The 22,065-nt window shown below is 68.6% G+C and carries 18 protein-coding genes and 3 pseudogenes; 7 read left to right on the forward strand and 14 right to left on the reverse strand.

Features of this window, described 5'->3' with window-relative positions; translation table 11 throughout:
- Window positions 1-258: pseudogene (locus A6A27_RS47250) on the forward strand (NF041680 family putative transposase); the annotation flags it as partial.
- An 8-nt stretch (window positions 259-266) separates the two neighbouring features.
- Here the strand turns inward: A6A27_RS47250 and A6A27_RS43925 are convergent.
- The 9 genes and pseudogenes from A6A27_RS43925 to corA all read right to left on the reverse strand — a co-directional run bounded on the left by A6A27_RS43925 (window position 267) and on the right by corA (window position 9,142).
- Window positions 267-2,102 carry an amidohydrolase family protein gene (locus A6A27_RS43925; RefSeq protein ID WP_143194412.1) on the reverse strand — a complete coding sequence of 612 codons (1,836 nt, stop codon included), beginning with the start codon at window positions 2,100-2,102 and terminating at the stop codon, window positions 267-269.
- 2 nt (window positions 2,103-2,104) lie between these two features.
- Window positions 2,105-3,469 (reverse strand): PD40 domain-containing protein, encoded by a 1,365-nt coding sequence (locus A6A27_RS43930; protein WP_143194413.1) that lies wholly within the window; start codon window positions 3,467-3,469, stop codon window positions 2,105-2,107.
- A gap of 730 nt (window positions 3,470-4,199) precedes the next feature.
- Window positions 4,200-4,856 (reverse strand): annotated as a pseudogene (locus A6A27_RS39100) (response regulator).
- Entirely contained in the window at window positions 4,853-5,134 is a 282-nt protein-coding gene (locus tag A6A27_RS47875; protein WP_073839711.1) for a hypothetical protein, read from the reverse strand. Before A6A27_RS47875 ends, A6A27_RS39100 begins: the two are co-directional and overlap by 4 nt.
- A 64-nt stretch (window positions 5,135-5,198) precedes the next feature.
- Window positions 5,199-5,993 carry a HEAT repeat domain-containing protein gene (locus A6A27_RS39110; RefSeq protein ID WP_073839712.1) on the reverse strand — a complete coding sequence of 265 codons (795 nt, stop codon included), beginning with the start codon at window positions 5,991-5,993 and terminating at the stop codon, window positions 5,199-5,201.
- 353 nt (window positions 5,994-6,346) lie between these two features.
- Window positions 6,347-6,505: a hypothetical protein gene (locus A6A27_RS44685; protein WP_158074139.1), complete on the reverse strand. Its 159-nt coding sequence runs from the start codon at window positions 6,503-6,505 to the stop codon at window positions 6,347-6,349.
- A gap of 1 nt (window position 6,506) precedes the next feature.
- Window positions 6,507-6,902: a hypothetical protein gene (locus A6A27_RS39115; RefSeq protein WP_073839713.1), complete on the reverse strand. Its 396-nt coding sequence runs from the start codon at window positions 6,900-6,902 to the stop codon at window positions 6,507-6,509.
- Complete coding sequence (locus tag A6A27_RS39120) at window positions 6,902-7,447, reverse strand: DUF2231 domain-containing protein (protein ID WP_198940645.1); 546 nt, start codon at window positions 7,445-7,447, stop codon at window positions 6,902-6,904. The genes A6A27_RS39115 and A6A27_RS39120 overlap by 1 nt, the downstream gene beginning before the upstream one ends.
- A gap of 561 nt (window positions 7,448-8,008) precedes the next feature.
- Window positions 8,009-9,142 carry a magnesium/cobalt transporter CorA gene (corA, locus tag A6A27_RS39130; RefSeq protein ID WP_083673215.1) on the reverse strand — a complete coding sequence of 378 codons (1,134 nt, stop codon included), beginning with the start codon at window positions 9,140-9,142 and terminating at the stop codon, window positions 8,009-8,011.
- Window positions 9,143-9,775: 633 nt separating this feature from the next.
- On the opposite strand from corA, the gene A6A27_RS39135 reads away from it, so the two are divergent.
- From A6A27_RS39135 to A6A27_RS39150, 4 genes are all read left to right on the forward strand, one after another.
- Window positions 9,776-11,551 carry a DUF4331 domain-containing protein gene (locus A6A27_RS39135; protein ID WP_241825672.1) on the forward strand — a complete coding sequence of 592 codons (1,776 nt, stop codon included), beginning with the start codon at window positions 9,776-9,778 and terminating at the stop codon, window positions 11,549-11,551.
- Window positions 11,552-11,737: 186 nt separating this feature from the next.
- Window positions 11,738-12,334: a sortase domain-containing protein gene (locus A6A27_RS39140; protein ID WP_073839724.1), complete on the forward strand. Its 597-nt coding sequence runs from the start codon at window positions 11,738-11,740 to the stop codon at window positions 12,332-12,334.
- Between the two features lie 56 nt (window positions 12,335-12,390).
- A complete protein-coding gene (locus A6A27_RS39145) occupies window positions 12,391-13,677 on the forward strand; it encodes a tetratricopeptide repeat protein (RefSeq protein ID WP_143194414.1) in 1,287 nt (428 codons plus the stop codon).
- Window positions 13,674-15,245, forward strand: a complete 1,572-nt coding sequence (locus tag A6A27_RS39150; RefSeq protein ID WP_198940646.1) for an urease accessory protein UreH domain-containing protein — start codon at window positions 13,674-13,676, stop codon at window positions 15,243-15,245. The genes A6A27_RS39145 and A6A27_RS39150 overlap by 4 nt, the downstream gene beginning before the upstream one ends.
- 461 nt (window positions 15,246-15,706) lie before the next feature.
- On the opposite strand, the gene A6A27_RS39155 is transcribed toward A6A27_RS39150, so the two are convergent.
- From A6A27_RS39155 to A6A27_RS47260, 3 genes and pseudogenes are all read right to left on the reverse strand, one after another.
- Entirely contained in the window at window positions 15,707-16,888 is a 1,182-nt protein-coding gene (locus tag A6A27_RS39155) for an endonuclease (RefSeq protein ID WP_073839716.1), read from the reverse strand.
- Window positions 16,889-17,265: 377 nt separating this feature from the next.
- Window positions 17,266-18,846 (reverse strand): chitinase, encoded by a 1,581-nt coding sequence (locus A6A27_RS47880; RefSeq protein ID WP_443190038.1) that lies wholly within the window; start codon window positions 18,844-18,846, stop codon window positions 17,266-17,268.
- 42 nt (window positions 18,847-18,888) lie between these two features.
- A pseudogene (locus A6A27_RS47260) lies at window positions 18,889-19,302 on the reverse strand (carbohydrate binding domain-containing protein); the annotation flags it as partial.
- A gap of 293 nt (window positions 19,303-19,595) precedes the next feature.
- Here A6A27_RS47260 and A6A27_RS39165 point away from each other — a divergent pair.
- Window positions 19,596-20,030: a GNAT family N-acetyltransferase gene (locus A6A27_RS39165; RefSeq protein WP_338013335.1), complete on the forward strand. Its 435-nt coding sequence runs from the start codon at window positions 19,596-19,598 to the stop codon at window positions 20,028-20,030.
- A 221-nt stretch (window positions 20,031-20,251) separates the two neighbouring features.
- The gene (locus A6A27_RS39170; protein WP_073839718.1) at window positions 20,252-20,488 is read left to right on the forward strand and encodes a hypothetical protein; all 237 of its coding nucleotides are present in this window, start codon (window positions 20,252-20,254) and stop codon (window positions 20,486-20,488) included.
- Between the two features lie 81 nt (window positions 20,489-20,569).
- On the opposite strand, the gene A6A27_RS39175 is transcribed toward A6A27_RS39170, so the two are convergent.
- Together A6A27_RS39175 and A6A27_RS39180 are read right to left on the reverse strand one after the other, a co-directional pair.
- Window positions 20,570-20,923 (reverse strand): ATP-binding protein, encoded by a 354-nt coding sequence (locus A6A27_RS39175; RefSeq protein ID WP_083673221.1) that lies wholly within the window; start codon window positions 20,921-20,923, stop codon window positions 20,570-20,572.
- A gap of 167 nt (window positions 20,924-21,090) precedes the next feature.
- Window positions 21,091-21,639, reverse strand: a complete 549-nt coding sequence (locus A6A27_RS39180) for a YceI family protein (RefSeq protein WP_083673217.1) — start codon at window positions 21,637-21,639, stop codon at window positions 21,091-21,093.
- Between the last annotated feature and the right edge of the window lie 426 nt (window positions 21,640-22,065).

A 22,065-nucleotide genomic window follows, 5' to 3' on the forward strand; every position in this document is an offset into this window, starting at 1 on the left:
CGCCCCGCACCACCCGAGCGACTCACCCCCGCCCGCGTCCGCCGCGCATTTCGGCACCTGCGCAACAAAGCGGGCAGTCCCGCCTGCGCACCGAAACCTTCCCGGCCAGGGCCCGGCCGACCACCCGGACTACGCAACCGCCACCCGGCAGCCCGCCACGACGTCCACATCGTCACCGCCGCCACCAGCACAAAACCGAAAGGTGGCACGAAGAAAACGAAGACTTCGAATAACCCGAGGCCACGCCGCAAGGGTTAAAGATCAAGTTAGTGGTCGTGGCCGCAGGAGATCCGGGCCCGTTCGAGCTCCTCCATGGTGTTCCACCAGTACGCGACCGTGCTGGCGTGTGCGGGCACGCGCTGCTTGACCTTGCCCATGGGTGCTGATGCCGCCGGTAGCGGCTGATTGGTCGTCGTGGAGGTCGGGTAGGGGGCGATCAAGTCTGCGACGGTGTGATGCCGTCCACCCACGACGACCGCGGTGACGTTCGCGGCGTCCTCAATCCGAGTCAGCGGGTCGCCGTCGACGATGGCCAGGTCCGCCAGCATGCCCCTGCCGATTCGGCCGATTGGCTGCCCGAGGAAATCCCCCGACGTCGACGTTGCGCTGGTCAGGGTCTCCAGCGGCGTGAGCCCGTACTTCACCATCGCGCGCATGTTCATGTGCAGGCTGATGGCCAGGTGATCGATCGGGGCGTCGGTCCCGGCGGTGACGACGCCACCACCACGGACCATCGCGACCAGTTGCGCGACTTGGTTGGCAAGGTTGTGCCGGGTGGCGGTCTGGTCCGTCGTCTGCGCAGAGGTGACCGATGCCTGCAGTTTCTCCATTCGCCAGTTCGGGTAGAGTCGCCGGACTCGTTCGTCGGTGACGAGGGAGATGTCCTCCCGGTACAGGGTCGACGACACGAACAGGGTTGGCGTGCGGGCCATCTTCGACGCGTTGAACATGGCGATGACGTCGGAATACGCCGATCCGACGTTCGTGACGGTCCGGGAGTAGCCGAACCGGTTCGTGGCGCCGACGTGCTCGGTTCCGTCGCCGCCCATTGCGATCGCGGGGTAGTGGTAGTGCGACGTGACCGGCTTGCCCTGCCGGTGTGCCCACTGGATGACCTCCTTGTGCCACACGACCGGTAGCCGCACGTAGCACTTCATCAGGTCGTAGTCGAGCTTGGCCGCCCGTTCCAGCTCGAGCGCCAGTTGAGCGTGGGTGAATGTCGGGCGCATGAAGTTGTAGTAGATGCGAGGCCCGTCCACGGCCTCGCCGGTGGCCAGATAGCGCGGCGCCAGTCGGGCGCCGCACTGGACCGATTCGCGTTCCTCGACCATGTGGTAGGCCGGGGAGCCGGGTGAGCGGGTCGTGGTGATGCCGAGCGCGAGCCACAGCGGCCCCTGCCGCGACCCGTACGCGTAGCCCTGCATCTCGCGATGGTGGTGGATGTCGATCAGTCCGGGCATGACGAACCGGTCGCTGGCGTCGATGACGCTGCCGCTGCGGCCCTCGCGGTGCGGCTCGACCGCAACGATCCGCTGGCCTCGCACGATGATGTCGACATCGCGGGCCACTGTCGCGGACGACCCGTCCCACATTCGGCCTGCGTGGATCACGACCTGGTCGGGGCCGGGGTCGTTGCGCCAGCGCAGCTGGACCGGGATCGTCCGGCCGGCCCTGCCGTCAACATGGACCGTCTTCAGCTGACCACCGGACAGGTACATGAGCGTGGAAGAGCCGCCCGCCCAGACTGGTGCGTCGGACAGGTCCCTCGTGACCTGGCGTGCCGGCCCGGTCGGGTGCCCGCTCTGGTCGACCGGGAGCACCCAGATCAACGACTCCATCGCGAATGCGAGCATCGTCCCGTCCGGGGACCAGACGGGCCCGTCGTCACCGCGGGTCTGCAGCGACCTGTGCGGGGCGGGGTCGACGTACCGGCCGGCGCCCGTGGCACGGTCGACCACGAGGATCTTCGACAGACCCTCCCGGTAGCGGCGTGAGTAGGGCATGACGGCCGCCAGGGCGATCATCCTCCCGTCCGGGGACCACGTGGGCCGGCCCGGCTCGAACGTCGCGCCGAAGACCTGCTGCACGTCGCCGGTGGGCACGTTCAGTACCCACAGGCCGCCGTCCTGGTCGAATAGGCGATCTCTTCACCGCTTGGCGACCACCGCACCGACAGGGCCGCGGAATCGGTCAGGTAGGTCAGCCGCCGGTCGACCCCGGAGCTCAGGTTCCGGACCCAGATGTTCAAGGTGCCGGTTCGGTCGCTGACATAGGCCAGCTGCTGACCGTCCGGCGAGAAGTCCGGGTCGGCCTTCCACCAGCGGTCCCCGAACAGGGGTACCGGCTTCTCCCCGACCCGCATCAGGTAGATGTCGTTCAGGGCGCGGAACGCGACCATGGTCCCGTCCGGGGACACCGCCGGGGAACCGACGCCAATGACTGGGAAGGTGCCTGGTGCGTCGAACACCCGGGTGGTCTTGCGGTACTTCGCGACCGTGGCTGTCAGCGCTGCGGTGAATCCGACGGTCCCGGCGGTGGCCGAGCCGAGGCGACGCGTGCGGATCTTGCCGGCCGAGCTGTAGTGGTACCGGCCGTCGGCAGTGAACCTGGCCTGGAATGGGTACACCTCCTCACCGGTGACCAAGGTGCCTGCCGTCGAGGCCAGCTCGTTGCGGCCTACAGTGAGCAGGTGGTAGGCGATGTCGGTTCCGTTCGGCAGGAACGACGGCTGGTGGATCACCTGCCCGGCCGGTACCGTGACCGCCGTGGTGCGGGCACCGGTGGCGACCTCGACGACATCGATGCGGGTGTCCGCTACGACGAAAGCGATGCGAGAACCATCCGGTGACCAAGCCGGCTCGTACTCCTCGGCCGCAGTCTCGGCCAAGGCTCCAGTGGAGCCTGTGGCGAGGTCGAGCACATGGATGCCGTACGAGCCGCCCTCGTCGGACGAGTAGGCGATGCGACGCCCGTCGGGACTGAACCTTGGTTCGCGGTGGTCGAACGGGCCCTTCGTCAGTTGGGTGATGCCTGACCCGTCGGGGCGGATTGCCCACAGGTTGAACACTCCATCCCGGTACGACTGGAACACGATCGTGGACCCATCGGGCGACCAGTCCGGCTGGGCGACGTCGTACAGGTCGGACGTCAGGCGGCGCGCGGTGCCGCCCGAGGCGGAGACGACCCACAGCACCCCGAGCATGTCGAACGCGAGCATGCGCCCGTCCGGAGACGGTGCGACGGCGAAGTCGGTTCCGGTGTCGACGCGGGTGTTGCCGCCCCGGTCGGGGCTGCCGGCGCGGGCATTCGGGACAGCCGCTTGAGTAAAGGCCGCTGCCAGTACGGCACCCGCACCAGCCTTGAGTACGGTTCGGCGGGACGGGGTGAATCGCGAGCCGGTGGGGCCGCAGGCACGCGGGCGGTCCGGCTCCGTGAGGTCATCGGCCGGAAAATCCGCAGTGGGGGACATGCTGTTCCTCCTTGACCTGCTGCATCGGATACTTCAGGCGGTATCGCGCATCCTTCTCCCCGGTGTCATCACGCGGTCCCCATCTATGTCGCTCGAACTGTGAGCGGCCCACAAAATGCGGTGAGCGGTGCAAATAGCGCGACGGAAGGTTCCCTCATTCAGTCGCCCCCACTACCTGCCGCCCCGTCGTCCTGCTCCACCCGCCGCCAGTTAGCTTCCCCGGCCGGTCCCCGACGGTGTGCACGCCCTTCTTCAAGTCACCGGTCTCGTCGACCACCAGGACCGCGGTCGGGTCACCGAACCGGCCCGCGGTCGGGTCACCGAACCGGCCCGCGAACGACCCGAGCCCCGGCCAGGACCTGCTCCCACGCAGCAGGGTCTACGCGGTGGCTCGCGACCACCGCCAGATCTGACGTCACGTCCACAACGTGCAGACGATCACCCGATGGCCGCGCCACGTCTATCCGCCTCCATCAGCGGAATCTCAAACGGCGGCTGCCGTACTAGCTTGGGGTCGCTTGGCGGTGAGCTTGTCGATGCCTCGGCGCCCAGGTCCTCGCCACGCATGTGCGCGACGCTGGCGGCCGGACGGGCGGCGAGGTGGCGGGCCTTGGCGGCGGTGCGCGCCGTCCCATTGCTGCGGTTACGACGGGTGCCATGGCCATCCTATGGCGAACAGCAGACGCGTGGCCGGCTGCGAGATGGTGGCTCTGACGAGGACGCACCTGGGTCAGCGCCCAGGCTGGACGAGTCCGCACTCGTAGGCGAAGACGACAGCCTGGACCCGATCGCGCAGGCCCAGCTTGGCAAGGATGCGGGTGACGTGGGTCTTGACCGTCGCCTCGCTGAGGTACAACTCTGCGCCGATTCCGGCATTGGAACGACCGCGGGCGATGAGCCCCAGCACCTCAAGTTCGCGCGAGGTCAACCTCTCGAGCCCGGCGCTCCGGGTGGTGCCCGGCCGGGGTCGATGGATGTACTCCTAGATCATCCGCCGGGTGATCTCCGGTGCCAGCACCGCCTCGCCTTCGGCGACCGTGCGCACAGCCCCGGCCAGCTCGCGCGGTGGGGCGCTCTTGAGCAGGAAGCCGCTCGCCCCGGCGCGCAGCGCCTGATAGACGTACTCATCCTCGTCGAAGGTGGTGAGGATGAGTACACGCGCCGCGCAGCCGCCGTCCAGCAGGCGGCGCGTCGCCGCGATTCCGTCCAGCCGCGGCATGCGGATGTCCATGAGGATGACGTCGGGCAGCAGCTTACGCGTCAAGTCGATGGCCTCCCTGCCGTCGGCCGCCTCGCCAACCACCTCGATGTCCTCTTGGCCGTCGAGAATGGAGCGGAAACCGCCGCGCACAAGGGCTTGGTCGTCGACGAGCAGGACCCGGATCATGGCTGGGCCGCGTCCAGCGGCAGCCGTGCCGTCACGGTAAAGCCACCTCCGGGCGTACCTGCCGTATCGAGGGAGCCGCCGTATAGGCCGACTCGTTCGCGCATGCCGATGAGGCCGTGCCCGACCCGGTTGCCGCTGACGGTGGGCAGCCGGCGGAGCATCGCGTCGAAGGCGCGGTCCGTGTGCTGGGTGCCGAGCTGCCGCAGGGCGAGTCCGGCGTACCCATCCAGGTCTCCATTGAGGAACGGCACCCACTCCGCGTCCGTCGGCGGGTTCACCCTGTCATCGGGTGGGGCGGCTGTCCAGGCCAACAGTTCGTCAACGGTCGCCTGGTCGGCCTCTTCACCCCAGTACCCGGGCCCGCCCGATCGCCGCCGCCCAGCGGACCAGCGGGTGCGGGTCGGCCAGCAACCGGATGTCTGGCGCGGCGCCAAGCAACCCGGAGGCCACCAGCATGGTGGCCACCGGACCGGGCTCCGGTACGACCTCCGCCCGGTCGGGCTCCAGTCTGGCCGCGGTCGGGTGAGTCAGCGCGGGCAGGCTGCCGGTGGCCTCCTCCGGGAACCAGGCGAGGGCGTGCGCCGCCCCGATTCGCACCCCCGGATCAGGGTGGCCCAGCAGGCTGCGAAGCAGCGGCACCCCGGCCTGTACCGCGTCGTACACCGCCAGTTCGATGTACGACCACAGCCGGTTCTGCTCCTCTGCGGTCAGGGACTGGACGTACGCGTATTCGACGTAGTCCTTCTTCGCCTCGTCCTCGCCGGTCCAGGAGGGTGGCTTGGCGGCGAGCAGCTCTCGCCCGCCTTCGGCGGCCCGGCGGTAGTCGGTCACCGGGAAACCGTCCGGCAGGAAGTTCTCGTCGTTGCCGACCGCCAGGGAGGTCAGCAGGGCGAGTATCGCCGCCGGGTCCGGAGTGGCGGAGTCGGCGAGCAGTTCCAGCAGGAACGGCACCGCGTAGGCGCTCGCCTGGTACCGGCTGCCCTGGTGGAAGATGTTGGTGTAAAGGGTGCCGAGGGCGTCGTCTCGCTCAGCCGGATCGGGCGATCGCAGGGCGCGGATCTGGTCGGGCAGGTCGTCGGCCGCCCCGTAGGCGTGGCCGAGCCGCCGCCACTCGATGTCGTCAAGGCCTTCGAGCATGCGCTATGTTCCCCCGTCGCCACACCGGCGTGCGGGTGGGGGTGTCGCCCCGGACGCCGGGCAGTTGGGGACGTTCACGGGCGTCGGCCGGGGCGGGTGAACCGTGTACGGTGCCAAAAGCGCTGGTTTCGGTACGTGCACGACCAGGCAGACGACGCTGCCCTCGTTGCACGACACGGTCGGGGCGTGTCCACGGCCGATACGGTCGACGGCTCCGCGATGTCGCGCTGGGAGTCTGCACCGTGGTGATCGAAGTGCTGGTCCGCCGGTTCACGTACGGCGCTGAACCCGGCCAGAAGGTCAGAACCGAGCCGGGTTCCCCCGCCTCACGAGTTGGTCGCGGCGATGGGCAGCTACCGCTTCGACGCGCCGCGCACCACTGGCTGTCCTGGCGCGCGGTGCACCCCACCTACGGCTGCGACATCGCCGATGAGTTGCTGCGCCAGCACCTCGGCCGCGGCCAGGTCCCGGGCGGGCCGTCGCCGGGGCACATGCAGTGGGGTCAGCGTCATGTCAGCTGCCGCCTACGCCGAGGGCGGCCAGCAGCACCAGGACCAGGGTCGCGGCGGCGAACAGGCCGTGCCCGACCACGACGGGGACCGGGAAGCGGGACTCGGCGGTGCCAGCGCGGCGGGCTGGGATCCAGCGGGCCAGCATCGTGAACCCGAGCAGCGCCACCGGCAGCAGCAGCGCGAACGCCACCCACGCGAGAGCGGTCTTGTCCACGGCGAGGTAGACGATCCACAGCACCAGGCCGATCGCGGCGAGGGCGAAGTGGCCGAACACCAGGCCGGGTGCCAGCCGGGTGCCACTGTCGGGTCGGTGGCCGCCCCGGGAGATCCAGATACCCAGCATGACGAACCCACCGACGGCGGTGACCAGCCAGGTGATCAGTGCGGCGACAGCCATCAGACCCACTCCTCCTTCGAAATGGTGGACTTGCTTGTGGCGGTGCGGGTGTAGCCGGCTGCCTGGGTCGCCTCGTCGGCCACCCGCACGCCGTAGTGGTAGGCCAACTTCCCGCCCAGATACCCGGCCACCCCCAACCCCGCCAGCGCTACGGCGGACAGGACCAGCGGTGTCCAGCCCACAGGCCCGGCGGCCGGTCCGCCGCGGATGATGAAGCCGACCGCGTACAGCACGGTGACGCCCAGGTTGATCGACATGTGCAGCAGGCCGGTCCGGAACGCCTTGGTGCCCGTGGGGATGGCGAAGAGGTCGAGGAATCCGAACATCGCTGCCGCTAGGGCGCCGAGCACCCCGAGCGCGATCAGCCACCGTGAGCCCTGGGTCAAGAACCCCGGGTCCGGGACCAGGTGCGAGGCGATGTCGAAGACGAAGCTGGCGATCCACGCGCCGATAGGCACCGCTACCAGCGCCGGGTGCAGTGGATGCCCGTACCCGCCGGCCAGCCCGATCACCGGCCGTTTGGCCTGGTCCATGACCCGATCCACGCCGTCCACCTCCCAGCATTTTCACCAACCGGCGCTATCGTTAATGTCCATCCTGTGCCCTGCGGGCGGTAATTTCAATAGCATGGATTGGTGTTATTGTCGGTGGGGTGACGCGCACGACGCCTGGGCCGGCATGACAGCCCGGGTCGACCCGTCCCGGCGGGCGCTGTACGACTACGTCGCCGAGCCGGGCACCCGGTCAGCCGAGAAGAGGCCGCCGACGCCACCGGCATGTCCCGCAGCGTCACCGATCAGCTAAGCGATCCTGAGTCGGACTGAGCTTCCGGGATCGTTTCCCACCATGGTGGGGCCGCGGGGGCGTGCAGGTGGAGTCCTGCGCCCAGTGCGGCTCCTCGTGGCCGGTGGCCAGCGGTGGTGAATGTGCTGATCGTGTTCACGTTCTGGTGTCGGTGGGCTGCGCGGGGCAGCCTTATCAGGTCGGTTGGTACATGTCCCTCCGGACGCTTGCCCGCTCGGTTGTGGGGCCGGGTGGGGGAGGGTGCCCTGCGTCGCCTGGGCCGGCTCGACCTGCATGATCCATCGCTTGGTGATGGGCCGAGGTCAGAGCCAGTTGCGGCGTTTGAAGATGAGGTAGAGGCCGCCGCAGACCAGCCCCATGAGCGCAACGGCGAAGAGGTAGCCGTAGTGCCATTTGAGCTCCGGCATGTGGTCGAAGTTCATCCCGTACACGGTGCCGATGAGGGTGGGCGCGAACAGGATGGCGGCCCACGAGGAGATCTTCTTGATCTCTTCGTTCTGTTCGTAGCTCGCGGCGGTGAGACTGCGCATCTCCTCGTTCTGCTGCTGGGACACGAGGGTGGCGTTGACGGTGAGGATGTTCTGCAGCAGGTGCCGGAACCCGTCGACGCGTTCGACGACCTGGGTGAGGTGGTCGGCGACGTCGCGCAGGTAGCGCTGCAGTTCCTCCTCGGTGCCGTACTTGGCGAAGCCGGCGCTGAGGGCGTCCAGCACGCCGAGGAGGGGTCGGGCGGCGCGTTGGAACTCGATGACCTCGCGGCTGAGTTCGTAGATACGGCGGCTGACCTTCGGGTCGCCGCCAAAGACCTCCGTCTCGATCTCGTCGATGTCGTTCTCCAGGCCGGCGACGACGGGGGCATATCCGTCGACGACCTGATCGAGGATCGCGTAGAGGACGGCCTCGGGGCCGCGGGTGAGCATCTCGGGGTCGGCTTCCATGCGCCGTCGAACGGTGGCGAGGTCGGGTGCCTCGCCGTGCCGGACGGTGATGACGAAGCCGGGCCCGATGAACAGGTGCAGCTCGCTGAATTCGACCTCTTCGCGCTCGTCGTCGTAGCGGGCGGCGCGCAGCACCACGAAGAGGGTGTCGCCGTATCGTTCGAGCTTGGGCCGCTGGTGTGCGGTGATGGCGTCCTCGACGGCGAGGTCGTGCAGCTTGAACTCTCGGGCGAGGGAGGCGATTTGGTCGGGATCAGGCCGGTAGAGCCCGATCCAGGCCATCGCGTTATCCTGCTCGTGCAGGCACTGGTATGTCTCGGCGAGACTGCGCGGGGAGGCGCACCGGTGACCGCGGGTGTAGACGGCGCTGTCTACGAGCCGGCTGGGGAAAGGTACGGGAGTGTCCCAGGCCGGCGTGGCGACGCCCGGGCCGCTGCCAGGGCGAATCAGACGGCGGCCCAGTCCGCTGCGCAGGAATGTACGGCGCTTCGGAGGCATGTGGATCTCCTCGGGGTGGAGCTGAGAGGGGCCCCCGACTTCCGCCTGCTGCGGATTCAGCGTGAGGCGGCCGCGGGAGCGTTAGTGCTCGGGATGCTGGTGGTACTGGGGGGTTCGCTGCCCATCGCGTACCAACTTCCCCTCCGCCGGATGCCTTCGTGAGCAACGGTTTATGCCCGCGACTGGGAGCCGCTCCCGCACCGGGTCGCCGACCTCACACCGTCGCGCGATGCGCGGTGGCACCTGGGCTATACCCGCGGGCGGTTCGGCCACCCGGGGCAGCCTTTCCCTACACGATGCCGCTTCGGGCGCTGACTGTTGTGCTGTCGCGGAAATGATTACCCTCGCAGGGCCGCCGCGCTAGGCGGGGCGGATGGTCTCAGCGGTAAAGACGCAAGGGCGGCGGATCGAGCGCGCGGAGCCGGCCGCACCTGTTTCATGGCGCCTGTCGCCTGTCGTTTTACTCAGCGCGACGAGCGGGCGGGTCTCCGCCTGGGCTGACTTATGGTGCAGACGGTGGATCGGGGGCCAGAGTTCCGTCCGGTGCGATGGACGGTTGGGGCACATCGTCCCGCGTCCAGCCCGGGCTGTTGCTGCCGATAACGCGGGCCGGACGACCGGGGCTTGGTTGCTGTGGGCAGGGCACGTTACTGCTCGCTGGCCATCGGGGGTGCGCCTTTCGTGGATTCCCCTCACGTTGCCCCCTCGCGTGCTTTGAATGAGCCAGGTGCCCGGCGTTCGGCCTCGGGGCGGCCTGATCATGGGGGGTGGGGCGTGCGGATCGGTATCGGTTGGAGTTCGTGCCGCAGCGCGCGGGCGTGCTACGCCAGCGCCGGCGTTCTGGCGTTGATCGCGGGAACCGGCGGTGCGGGGTTGGTGTCGGAGGTGGCGGGGGCGTCGAGCCATCGGGAGGCGCCGTTGATCGCGGGAGACCCGGAGGCGGACAACACCGACGTGTACGCCTTCGTGAGCCCCGACAAGCAGGACATGGTCACGTTGATCGCGAACTGGCTGCCGTTCGAGGAGCCCAACGGTGGTCCGAACTTCTATTTCTTCAAGCCTGGCGCGCACTACGACATCAACATCGACAACAACGGCGACGCGAAGGCGGACATTACCTACCGGTGGGTCTTCACCAACGACGACAAGCGTGACGGCACGTCGTTTCTCCACAACAACGGTGTGGTCAACAATCTGACCGATCCGACCTTGTTGTTCAAACAGAAGTACACGCTGACCGAGATCCGTGGCGGTGAGTCGCGGGTGTTGGTGCAGGACGGCACGGCGGCCCCGTCGGATGTGGGGCCGGCGTCGATGCCGGACTACGGGCGGCTGCGGCAGCAGGCGATCCTTCCGGTGGAAGGCGGCGGTCAGACGTACGCGGGTCAGACCGAGGATCCGTTCTTCCTGGATCTGCGGGTGTTCGACCTCATCTACGGCGGGAACTTGTCCGAGCGTGGGCAGGACACCCTGGCCGGGTACAACGTGCAGACCGTGGCGTTGCAGGTGCCCAAGTCGGCGCTCGCGTTGAACGGGGACGACACGAGGAACCCGGTCGTCGGCATCTGGAGCACCACTTCTCAACAGGGGATGCAGGTCAGCCAGCCGAGCGGCGGCGGGGACCAGGTTCAGGTGTCCCGGTTGGGTAATCCGCTCGTCAACGAGCTGGTGCCGGCCGCAAACCAGAAGGACGCCTTCAACGCCAGCACGCCGGCGGATGACAGCAAGAACCAGCAGCTGATCAACCGAATCCTCAACCCCGAACTGCCGCAGGTGATCCAGAAGCTCTACAACATTCCGGCGCCGGCGACGCCCCGCAACGACCTCGCCGAGATCTTCCTGACCGGCATCGCGAAGAACGCGCCGACCCTGGACAACACGAAGGCGCCGATCCAGGCCGACCTGAACTCGCAGATCCTCAACGCCGACGTCAACGCGGCGTCGTTCGTGCCCTCGGAGATGCTCCGGTTGAACATGAGTGTTCCCGTGACCGCCAACCCGAATCGGCTGGGCGTGCTCGGCGGGGACCCGCAGGGCTTCCCGAACGGGCGACGTCTCACCGACGACGTGCTGGACATCGAGTTGCAGGCGTTCGAGGGCGCGGCTCAGACGGGCCAACTGGTGCCCGCGCTCGCTGCCGGTGACGAGGTCAACACCAACAACGTGCCGTTCGGGAACACCTTCCCGTATCTGGCGCTGCCGAGCAACGTGGCGGTGAACCAGATCGATGCCGACGGCATGCCGTCAGGTGGAGTGCCCGGCGGCGCTGGCGGCACCGCGCCGCGAGCCGTCACGTGGATCCGGATCGCCGGAGGCCTCGGTGCGGCCGGCTTCTTCGGGGCAGGTCTACTGCTCGGGCGCCGACGCAACCGGCCGGCGGTGACGAGTCCCCGATCGGACGGGAACTGACTGACGGCGCGGCGCCGGCCCCGGCCTGCGTGGGTAGCCGGCGCCGCACCCCATGGTTCGAGGTCACAGGAGGTTGTCCGGATGTGCGCGGTGGCTAAAGGGCGAGCCGGCGGGCGCACGTGGTTGACGGTGCGGTGGCGGTTTCGCCGGCTCCCGGTGGCGTTGCTGTTGGTGACCGCCGCAGGGATGATTGCGGCTCCAGGCGCGGATCGGTCCGCGACCGTGCGGCCACCGACGGAGGCGGTGTGGGCGCCGGTCAACCATGTGGTTGCCGTCCCGACCGTGACGGCTGAGGCAGGCGCCGGCCGGACCGGCTCCGGCTCTCCCGCGCAGCCTGCCGAGCTGGCAATTCCCTCGATCGGGGTGCGGTCCACGCTCGTGGACCTGGCGCGTCAGGCTAATGGTGCGTTGCCTGCGCCCACTGACTATCAGGTAGCTGGCTGGTACGCCAGTGGTCCGATGCCCGGTGAGGCGGGTGGACCACCCGCGGTGATCGTCGGACATGTGGACTCGTACACCGGGCCGGGCGTGTTCTACCGGCTGCGGGACCTCGCGGTGGGCGGCGATGTGCAAGTCCGGGACATTGCCGGGAAGGTATGGCGATTCCGGGTCTACCGGCTCAGCGAGTACCCGAAGGCGACCTTCCCCTCAGGCGAGGTATACGCCCCGAGCCATCGCGCGGAGCTGCGGCTGATCACCTGCACCGGCGTCTTCGACCAGCGGGCGGGCAGCTACCGGGACAACCTCGTCGCCTACGCCACCCTGTCCGGCGGCGGGTCGTGACCGGCCGGCGGCGCCGCCTGGCCGCCGCGTCAGGCGCACTCACCCGACTGCCCGTCGTGCTTCTGCTAGCCGGCGTCGTCCTCCTGGTCGGCACCCCGATCGTCTCCACACACGTGCCACGAGAGCACGAATCGCGCCCGGCGCTGCCCGGTGCGACGACGGGCGGCAGCGCTCTGGACTCCGCGGTCGCGGCCGCGCAACGGCGCCTCAAACGCCTTCCCAACGACTGGGTGACCTGGGCCCAACTCGGGTCGGCCTACGTGCAACAAGCCCGGATCACCGCCGACCCCTCGTACTACCCAAAGGCCGACGGCGCGTTGCGGCGCTCGCTGGAGTTGGAGAGTGCCACGAACTGGCAGGCGATGGCCGGGATGGCCGCGCTGGCTAATGCCCGCCACGACTTCACCGCGGCACGTGACTGGGGACGCCGCGCCGAGGCGCTGAACCCGTACGGAGGCAGCGTCCACGGCGTGCTGGTCGACGCCCTCACCCAACTCGGCGACTACGACGGCGCTCGCACGCAGCTGCAGCGGATGCTGGACGTCGAACCGGGCGTGTCATCGTTCACCCGCGCGTCCTACGACTTCGAACAGCACGGCCAAGTCGCCGAGGCCCGCGACGCCCTCAACCGCGCCCTCGCCGAGGCAACCACCCCCGCCGACCGAGCATTCTGCCGCTACTATCTCGGCGAGCTCGCGTTCAACAACGGCGACCCTCAGGAAGCCCTGCGCCAGTACGCCGCCGGCATCACCGCCGACCCGACCTACCAGCAGCTGTACGCCGGCCGCGGCAAGGCCCGAGCGGCGCTCGGCCAGAGCACCGACGCCCTCGCCGACTACGCCCGCGCAGTGCAGGCCCGCCCGCTGCCCGAACTGCTGATCGAGTACGGTGACCTGCTCGCCGCCACCGGCCAGCCCACCCAGGCCCGCCAACAGTACGACCTGGTGAACGCCGCCCGGCAACTGTCCGCCGCCAACGGCGTTGCCGACCACCTCTCCGCGGCGGCGTTCCTGGCCGACCACGACCAGGCCGCCGAAGCGCTGAGCGAGGCGCAGGCGGAGTGGAACGCCCGCCACAGCGTCCTGACCGCCGACACGCTCGCCTGGGCCTTGCACCGCAACGGACGCGACGCAGAAGCGCTCCAATACTCCCTTCAGGCCACCCGCCTCGGCTGGCGCAACGCCACCCTCTACTACCACCAAGGGGCGATCCGCCATGCACTGGGCGACCACGATCAGGCCCGGGCGGACCTGAGCCTCGCCCTAGAGATCAACCCGCACTTCGACCCCATCCAGGCGCCGGTCGCGCGACACCTGCTGGACACCCTCGGCGGCGGCCGATGACACGGCGACGACCCGCCGCCGCCACGGCGCTGAGCGTGACCGCCGTGGCCATCGCGATAGGCGTCGGGAGTCCGGCCGCCGCCCACCCGCTGGGAAACTTCAGCGTCAACCACTACCACGGCCTGCACCTGTATCCCGACCGGATCGAGGACCTGGCGGTCATCGACGACGCGGAGATACCCACACTGCAGCAGAAGGCCACCGTCGACCGCGACGGCGACGGCACTGTCACCCCCGCCGAGCAGACCACATACGCCAACGCCACCTGTACGGAAGTGGCCGACGCCCTATCGGTCAAAGCCGCCGACCGGGCCCTCGCATGGCGGGTCACCGCCAGCACCTTCACCTACCGGCCAGGAGCCGCCAACCTGGCCACCGGCCGCACCGAATGTCACCTCACCGCCAACGTCGATCTCCGTAAGGCCACCACGATCCACGTTCAGGACAACTTCCGGCCCGACCGCGTCGGCTGGCACGAGATCACCGCCGCCGGCCACGACATCGGCATCACCAATGCCCCAGTCCAGAGCACCAGCATCAGCGACGAGTTACGCAAATATCCCGACAACCTGCTGTCATCTCCGCTCAACCAACGATCGGTGCGGCTGCAGACCGCTGGCGCAGGCGCCGGAACAACGGCGGCTAACAAGGTCACCATCCCTGTCGCCGGACCGGTCGCCCGGTCAATGGGCGCCCTCGGTGACCGGCTCAACGCCCTCACCGGCGCTGACCGGCTGACCCCACTAGCCGGCATACTCGGCGTAGCGCTGGCACTACTGCTCGGCGCCGGCCATGCGATGCTGCCCGGACACGGCAAGACTGTCATGGCCGCCTACATCGCCGGCCGACGCGGCACCTACCGCGACGCCCTCACCGTCGGCGCCACCGTCACCGCAACCCACACCGCTGGCGTCCTCGCCGTCGGCCTGCTGCTCACCACGGCCACTACTCTGGCTGGGGAGACCCTCCTCGGCTGGCTCGGGACGCTCAGCGGTCTCCTTATCGCCGGCATCGGCGCCAGCCTGCTCGCCGGCGCCCTCACCGCACGACCACGCCGAAAGGAACCGCAGGAACTCGTCCTCGCCGGGCCGGCGAAACCCGAGGACGTTCTACACCACCACAACTCCTCGGGAACGCACGCCCACGGCGGCCACGGCGACTCCCACAGCCACGACCACCACAGCCATGATCATTACAGCCATGATCATCACCACCGGCATGGCCATCCCCGTGCAGGAGGACTGGTCGGCATGGGCGTCGCGGGCGGAATGTTGCCCAGCCCGTCCGCGCTCATCGTCCTGCTCGGAGCCGTCGCGCTGGGCCGCACCTGGTTCGGTGTCATCCTCGTCTTCGCCTACGGCCTCGGAATGGCCGCGACCCTGACCCTCGCCGGCCTGCTGCTCGTCCGACTGCACCGACGGCTGACAAGCAGACTCGAGCACCGTGTCGGGAACTGGGCAGACCGCCTCACCACCGCCACTCCCATCCTCACCGCCAGCCTGGTCCTAGCCGTCGGCGTCATCCTCACACTCCGAGCGGCGTGGCCACTCCTGGCGCAGCCGTCCTAAACGGGCGGCGTTGGCTGATGCTGTCGGCGCTGGCGCGGCCAGCAGCACGTCCGGGACCACCGCGGGCGGCAACAACGGCCGGATCAAGAACGCCTTCTACGCGACCTCGGCCGGTCAGATGAGCCACGCCCTAGCCCCGCGGCCGCCAGGGCCCCAGCTACTCAGCGGCCACGGTGGGAACGATCCCGGAACTCAAACCGACTCAGGATCACTAGGCTGACCAGAGACGCTGTAGTTCGCGCTGGTTCCGATCGGCGCCAGATGAGCGCACCCGATCACGTGGTTCCGCTGCGGGTGGGATCTTCGCCCCGAGCGCCGGTCGTCGTCGGCGCGATCCCGCGCCGGAGGCAGCCCTCGCGGTGAGGCCGGGCCGGGCCACCCGGTCGTCGTACCCGCACCCGCTGGGTCCGTACGGCCCCGAGCGGGTGACCTGCGACGTACCGGGCGGCCCGGCGAAGGGGTCAGCCCCAGATGGCGGTGGCCCACTCCGGGTGGTCTATGAAGGGGTTGCGGTTGCCCTGCCAGCGGTCGTAGATGACCTGGTTGCGGCGCTTCTCGAAGGCGTCCGGCGGGTCGAGCTGGTGCCAGGCGAGCAGCACCGACAGTCGGCCCAGGTACGGGGTGGTGCCGTTGGCGACGGAGTTGTTCATCTCCAGGTTCGGCCAGCCGTCGTCGCCCTCGTACCGGATCGCCATGTACATGATCATGCGGGCGACGTCGCCCTTGACCGCGTTGCGCGGTTCGAACGAGTCGGCGTCGGTGTAACAGCCGGGGCACTGGGCGACGGCGCTGCCGCCGTTGTCGAAGTCCTTGTTGCCGCGCGTCGAGTTTACCGTGACGTCCTCGGGGCGCAGGTGGTGCACGTCCGTGCCCGGGCCGGTGGCGGTGCCGAAGTCGCCGTGCGACTTGGCCCAGACGTGCTCGCGGTTCCAGTCGTCAACGGCGCCGCCGTTGGTGGCCTTGCTCTGCGAGCGGCCACTGTAGAGCAGGATCACGTTGTTGGGGTTTGCCGGGTCCTGGTCGGTGTCCTTCAGCGCCTCCCACACCTGGTCGTAGTTGAGCTTCGTCTGGACCTTGGTGATCGAGTGCAGGGCGGCGCGCAGGGACGTACCGGTCTTGCCGATCGCGCTCGCGTAGTAGGTCGAGTCATACGGGCCGCCGGTCGGGGTGGGTGAGGCGGTCGGCGTTGGGCTGGGGGTGGTGCCGCCGAGGGTCATCGCGGTCGGGTCCTTCAGCCCGCCATGGCTGAAGTACGCGGTCAGCGTGCCGGTCGCGGTGACCAGTTTGCCCCGCAGGCCCGGGTTGGTGAGCAGCCCGAAGGCGCTCCGGTACGGCGCCGTGACCTGGACGTAGAGCATCCTGCCCGTACTGGTCTCGCCGGCGGTGTCGGCGATGGCGATCGCGGTGTCGGCGGTGTAGCCGGAGGTGATCACCGTGTTCGTCGCCGTCGGTTGACCGATGACGTAACCGGTGACGGTGGCGGTGCGGCCGTCCTGGGCAGCCAGCGCCTGGGTGACGGTGAGCGCGGTCGCGGCCGACGCGGAGGTGCTTGCCACCACCACGCCGGTCACCAGGGTCACGGCGATCGCGAACGCCGTGACCAACCGCCCGGGTCGCGCGCGGGTGATGCTCTGTGCATTCATGGCCACCGATGCTAGCGGCGGCGGCGTGAACTCCGGGAGGGCAGCGGGAAAACTCTTTCGCCGACGTCAGCCGGACGCGCGAGGGATCGGGATCAGCGATCCCGGCCCTTCCGGGTCGTCGACAATGGCTCAGGTAAACGCCGGGCGCCGCCCGTTGTGGGGGAACCGGGCTGCGCCTGGTACCGGGCCGCGTCCCGGATAGGGGGTCTGGACGGAAGGCCCGGGGTCGTTGCCCTCGGCGATGCACTGCCTGGGGCGGCCCGGTGCAGAAGTCCTTCGGACCCCGGTCCTCCGCGCGGTGAAGAGTATCGGCGCCCACTGACACTCGGGCGCCGGTTATGGCGGATTTAATCCGCCAATAAGCCGTCGATTACGAACTAGGGGAGGGCGTTCAGGAACGGCTCATGGCTGTTCATGAACTCCCAGCCGTAGTATCGGTCCCAGTTGATGGACCAGGTCATGAGGCCGCGCAGGTTCGGTGACGTGCCGCCCCGTAGGGCGTACCCCCCGCAGGATGTGCCGCGCACTAGGCAGTTGAGGGCGGCCTGGACTGCCGAGGGCGAGGTGAAGCCGTTGCCGGCGCTGACCGCGGCGGGGGTGCCGAATGCGATCTGGTCCTCGCGGAGGGCGGGGAACGTGAAGCCGGTGCCCGCGACCGGGAAGCCGGCGGCGAGCATGTCGGTCATGGCGATGTGGAAGTCCGCGCCGCCCATGGTGTGGTACTGGTTGTCCAGGCCCATGATGGGCCCGGAGTTGTAGTCCTGGACGTGCAGGACCGTGATGTCGTTACGCAGAGCGTAGATGACGGGCAGGTACGCCCCGGCCCGCCGGTCGCAGCCACCGCAGTTGCCGCCGTAGAACTGGTATCCGAGCTGGACGAAGAACGTCTCGGGAGCCATCGTCAGCACGAATCCGCTGCCGTAGCGGGCTTTCAGGGTCTTCAGGGCGGAGATGAGGTTGACGATGACCGGCGTGGTCGGGCTGGCGACGTTGTTGTCGCCCGCATTGAGGACCAGGGAGTGGCCCTCGAAGTCCACGTCCAGTCCGTTGAGGCCGTAGCGGTCGATGATGGCGCTCACCGAGCTGACGAACGTGTCCCGCGCGGCCGTGCTGTTCAGCTGCACCTGGCCGTTCTGGCCGCCGATCGACAGCAGGATCTTCTTGCCCTGCGCCTGCTTGGCGCGGACGGCCGCGATGAAGTCGGCGTCGCTTTCCACGTTCGGGCATTCGGCCGCCGGGCACCGGTTGAACCGGATGTCGCCGGAGGTCACCGACGTCGGCTCGCCGAAGGACAAGTTGATGATGTCCCACGCCGCCGGCACGTCGGCCAGCCGCATGTAGCCGCTGCCGTTCGCGAAGCTCGCGTGCAGGTACCCGATCAGCGCGTGCTTGGGCAGTCCGGTGGTGCCGCATCCCGTCGTGGTCCCGCTCACCGCGCCGCTCTTGGCCGACTCACCATTTCCGTTGTACGCCGTGACGGTGTACGAGTGGGTCGAGCAGGTGGCCAGCCCGCTGACCGTCGCGGTGGTGCCGGTTCCCGTGGCGACCCGGGTCGTGCCTTCGTAGACGTGGTACCCGGACGCACCGCTGGATACGTTCCACTGCAACGAGATCGACGTGTTCGTGGCGCCCGTGACGGTCAGGCCCGACGGAGTCGGGGGTGACGTCGTGCAGCCCGTCGTGGTGATGGTGACCGTGCCGGACTTCGCCGACTCACCGTTGGCGTTGTACGCCGCCACGGCGTACGTGTGAGTCGAGCAGGTGGCCAGGCCGGTTATCGTGGCGCTCGTCGCGGTCGTGTCGGCCTTGACGGTGGTGCCTTCGTAGACTCGGTAGCCGGTCACGGTCCCACTCGACGCGCCCCAGGACAGCGCTACCGACGTGTTCGTGGTCGAGCCCACGGTCGGGGTGCCGGGTACGCCCGGTGGCGAGGCGCCGCCCGGACCGTCGAGTGAGATGTCGTCGGCGAAGTACGCGCCCTGGCCGTACCAGCCGTGGGTGTAGACCTGAACGCTGTTCTGGTTGGCCGCCGTCGTGAAGTTCACGGTCAGCTGCGTGTAGTTCGCCGCGCTCGGCGTCCACGTCGACGCCCCGCCAGTGATGCCGAGGTACACGTAGTTGCCGCGGACCCACCCCGTGAGGCTGTATGCCGTGTTGGGCAGCACCGCGACGGTCTGCGTGCATTGGGCGGTGTCGGAGGCTGACGCCGCGCCCTGCAGCGCTTTCGTGCCGGTGTGCACTGGTGTGGTGACGACCGAGCCGAGACTGCAGGTCCATGGTGCGAGCACGCCCGATTCGAAGCCCGGGTTGCCCAGCAGGTTGGCTGCGGCGGCGGGGGTAGCGCCGACGACCACGCCCGCCGCGACAGCCACGGCCGTCGCCGACGTCGCGAGAAGGTATCGAAGATTCCTCATCCGTTCATTATTAGGAAACTTTCCTAATACTTCTACGGCGCGGGCGCGTTGATCGGGCCGATCTGGTCGTCGTGCGCGACCAGGACTGGGATGCCATTCTTCGGGAGGTCTTCGGTTCAAGTCCGTCTTGGAGAACGCCTCGATGCAGTCGACCGCGCTCGATGCCGGCGAACACGTCGATCGGGGTGCTCTCGGAGCTGGCGTCGGTCTTGAGTATCAGGGGTGGGATGGCGTCGAGGAGAGTGCTCCCGGCGGCGCTTCGCGGGATGACGTTGCGTCGCCCGACCCAGTCGATGTCCACTAATCCCCGGACATGGAATCGGGATGAAAATCGGCGGAAGGGTGGTTGTCGTTGCACGTGCCGCGAGCGGAACTCGGTTCGGGGCGCGCAGCGAGATCCTCGACCCGAAGGAAGCATGATGAGCGAGACCCTCGAAGTCACCGACAATCCTGCCGAGAAGCGCTATGAGGCCCGCCTCGACGGCGCATTGGCGGGGTTCGCGGAGTACATCCGAACGAGCAACTTGATCGCGTTCGTGCACACCGAGGTGGACCCTCGGTACGAGGGCCGGGGGATCGGTGCCGCACTCGTCCGAACCTCCCTGGACGAAGCGCGTGCAGCCGGCCTCCCTGTGCTGCCGACCTGCCCGTTCTATGCGGGCTGGATCGCCCGTCACCCTGACTATCAGGACCTCGTCTACCAGAGCCGGAGCCGCGTCGCGGATTGATCGAGGCGTCCGGCCGGACGTCGCGGTGCCGTCGGACAGTGGGCCACCTCTGCGGTACGACCGGGTGTCGTACCCGTTCCTGCCCACTATCGACGTCGCCGTTGAGTAGGACCGGCCTGGCCACCGCACAGGTACCAGCGCAACGATCTTCGCCGTGTCGGTGACTTCTTGTCCCACCCATCTTGCATGTCCCGGTTGTCCCGATCGGTGAGGATGAGGGCATGACTGCATGGAACAAATGGGTGCGCCGGCTCGTCGCCGTCCTTGGTGCGCTCGTGCTCTCGGCGTTCGTGCCGGTCGCGGCGTGGGCGTCCACGGGGACCGGCGAGCGGGTGGTCGAGGCCGTCGGGAGCAGGCCGCGGGGCGGCGCGGGCCTGGTCTGCTGCCTGGCGGTTATCGCCGTGGGCGTACTGCTGGTGCTGTGGCTGATGCGCCGCCGGCGGGGCAGGCCGCGCTGACGCTGCCCTGCGTGTGTACGGCCTGATCATGGTGCTGGTCCCCGGCGACTTTGATCACAGTCCAGGCGCCGGACAGCACGCTCAGCGAGTGGAAGGCACCCGGGCCCGATCCTCACGGGCGGCGTTGCGGGCGAGCGCCGCAGGCAGATCGGGCCGGAACCAGTACCCGACCGTCCTTGCACCGTGGACGCGAGCGGCCTCGATCAGCGGTTGCCACTCCTGCGGCGAGGGATTGGTGTTGTCCACCACGACACAACGCCCCGCGGCCAGCGCCTCATCGACCAGACGCATCTGGCGGCGCTGACGATGGCGGGCGTTCGGGAAAGCGTCCTTGCTGACCACCTGATGAGTGCCGGCAAACAGTCGCCGGCAGAACGTGGTCTTCCCCGATGCCTGCAGCCCGATCAAGACCGCCAGTTCCAGCCCATCAGCCATGGACCGCCTCCGGTACCCGCTGCTCATGCACCGACAAGACCTGATCCTTGCAGGGGCAGACGGTGACCCGAGGAGGGTGCAGTAGTCCGGTACGGCGGGGGAGCGTGGTGAGATGAATGCCCTCGTACACGAGCAATGCGCCCGAGCGGAGACGTGTCGTCCGCAGGTCAACCTCCGAGGTCGACCTCGATCTCCACCTCGACGTCGTCACGGACCTTGAGCGCGCCGAGAAAGGCCGAGTACGGCTTGATTCCGAACGCCGACTGCGTCACCACCGTGGCGGCGCGGTACCGGCCGGGCGTCACCTCACGCACTTCGATGTCGATGGGGCCGGCGGCCCCATGCAGAGTGAGGGTTCCGCTGATCGTGGCATGGTCGTCGCCGACGACGATGCGGCTGGACTCGAAGGTGGCCGTCGGATGGCGATCGACGTCCAGCGTCCGCCGGGCGTTGCTCTCGATCTCGCCCCGATCCTTGTCAGTCAGCGGTCGCGCACCGCCGGTGCCCTGCCGCACGGCCAGCGACGCCAACCCGACGTGGGCCGTCGCGGTGGCATCCGCCGGTCCAGTTTCCGGAATGTCCAGCTCCACCGACCAGTCGGTCACCTCGATGGCCAGGTCGTGCCCGACGGTCGAGCCGATCCCCGCGCGGCGGGTCCGCAGCAGCATGCGCCCCTCGTCCGGGCCGAGCCGCAACCGTCCGGTTCTGATCGCCACCCGCCAAGCGTACGCGGAAAGACCAGATCATCCCTCCTCTTGCCCGGACGAGGGGGAGCCGGTGACCAGCCCCGTCGCCGACCCGCCCGCGCCGGTGCTGAAGGTCACTGTCGCGGTCGGTGTCGCTCCTGTCCCAGCCGGCTGCCGTCCGACCGCTGAGGAACCTGGCCGTGCCGGCGTCGGACCATGCGGCCGTGTTTCGCGCGTTGATGGCCTGCCTCGTTGCGGTCACGCAGCTTGTCTCGGTGTGTTGGCGGCGCTGACTACCAGCCTGACCAGGAAGCCCTGGTGACAGTCCACCCGTCACGTTCCGTACAGCCGTTTTGCCGGGTGGGGGAAGAGGTCGTCCGGATGACAGTGCGGTAACGGCAGTTGACCGGTCGTTGCAAGAGAGATTGGATATAGACGTTCAAAACATCATCCGGT

It is taken from the genome of Micromonospora sp. CB01531 (assembly GCF_001905095.1).
In the GTDB taxonomy this organism is placed as follows: domain Bacteria; phylum Actinomycetota; class Actinomycetes; order Mycobacteriales; family Micromonosporaceae; genus Micromonospora.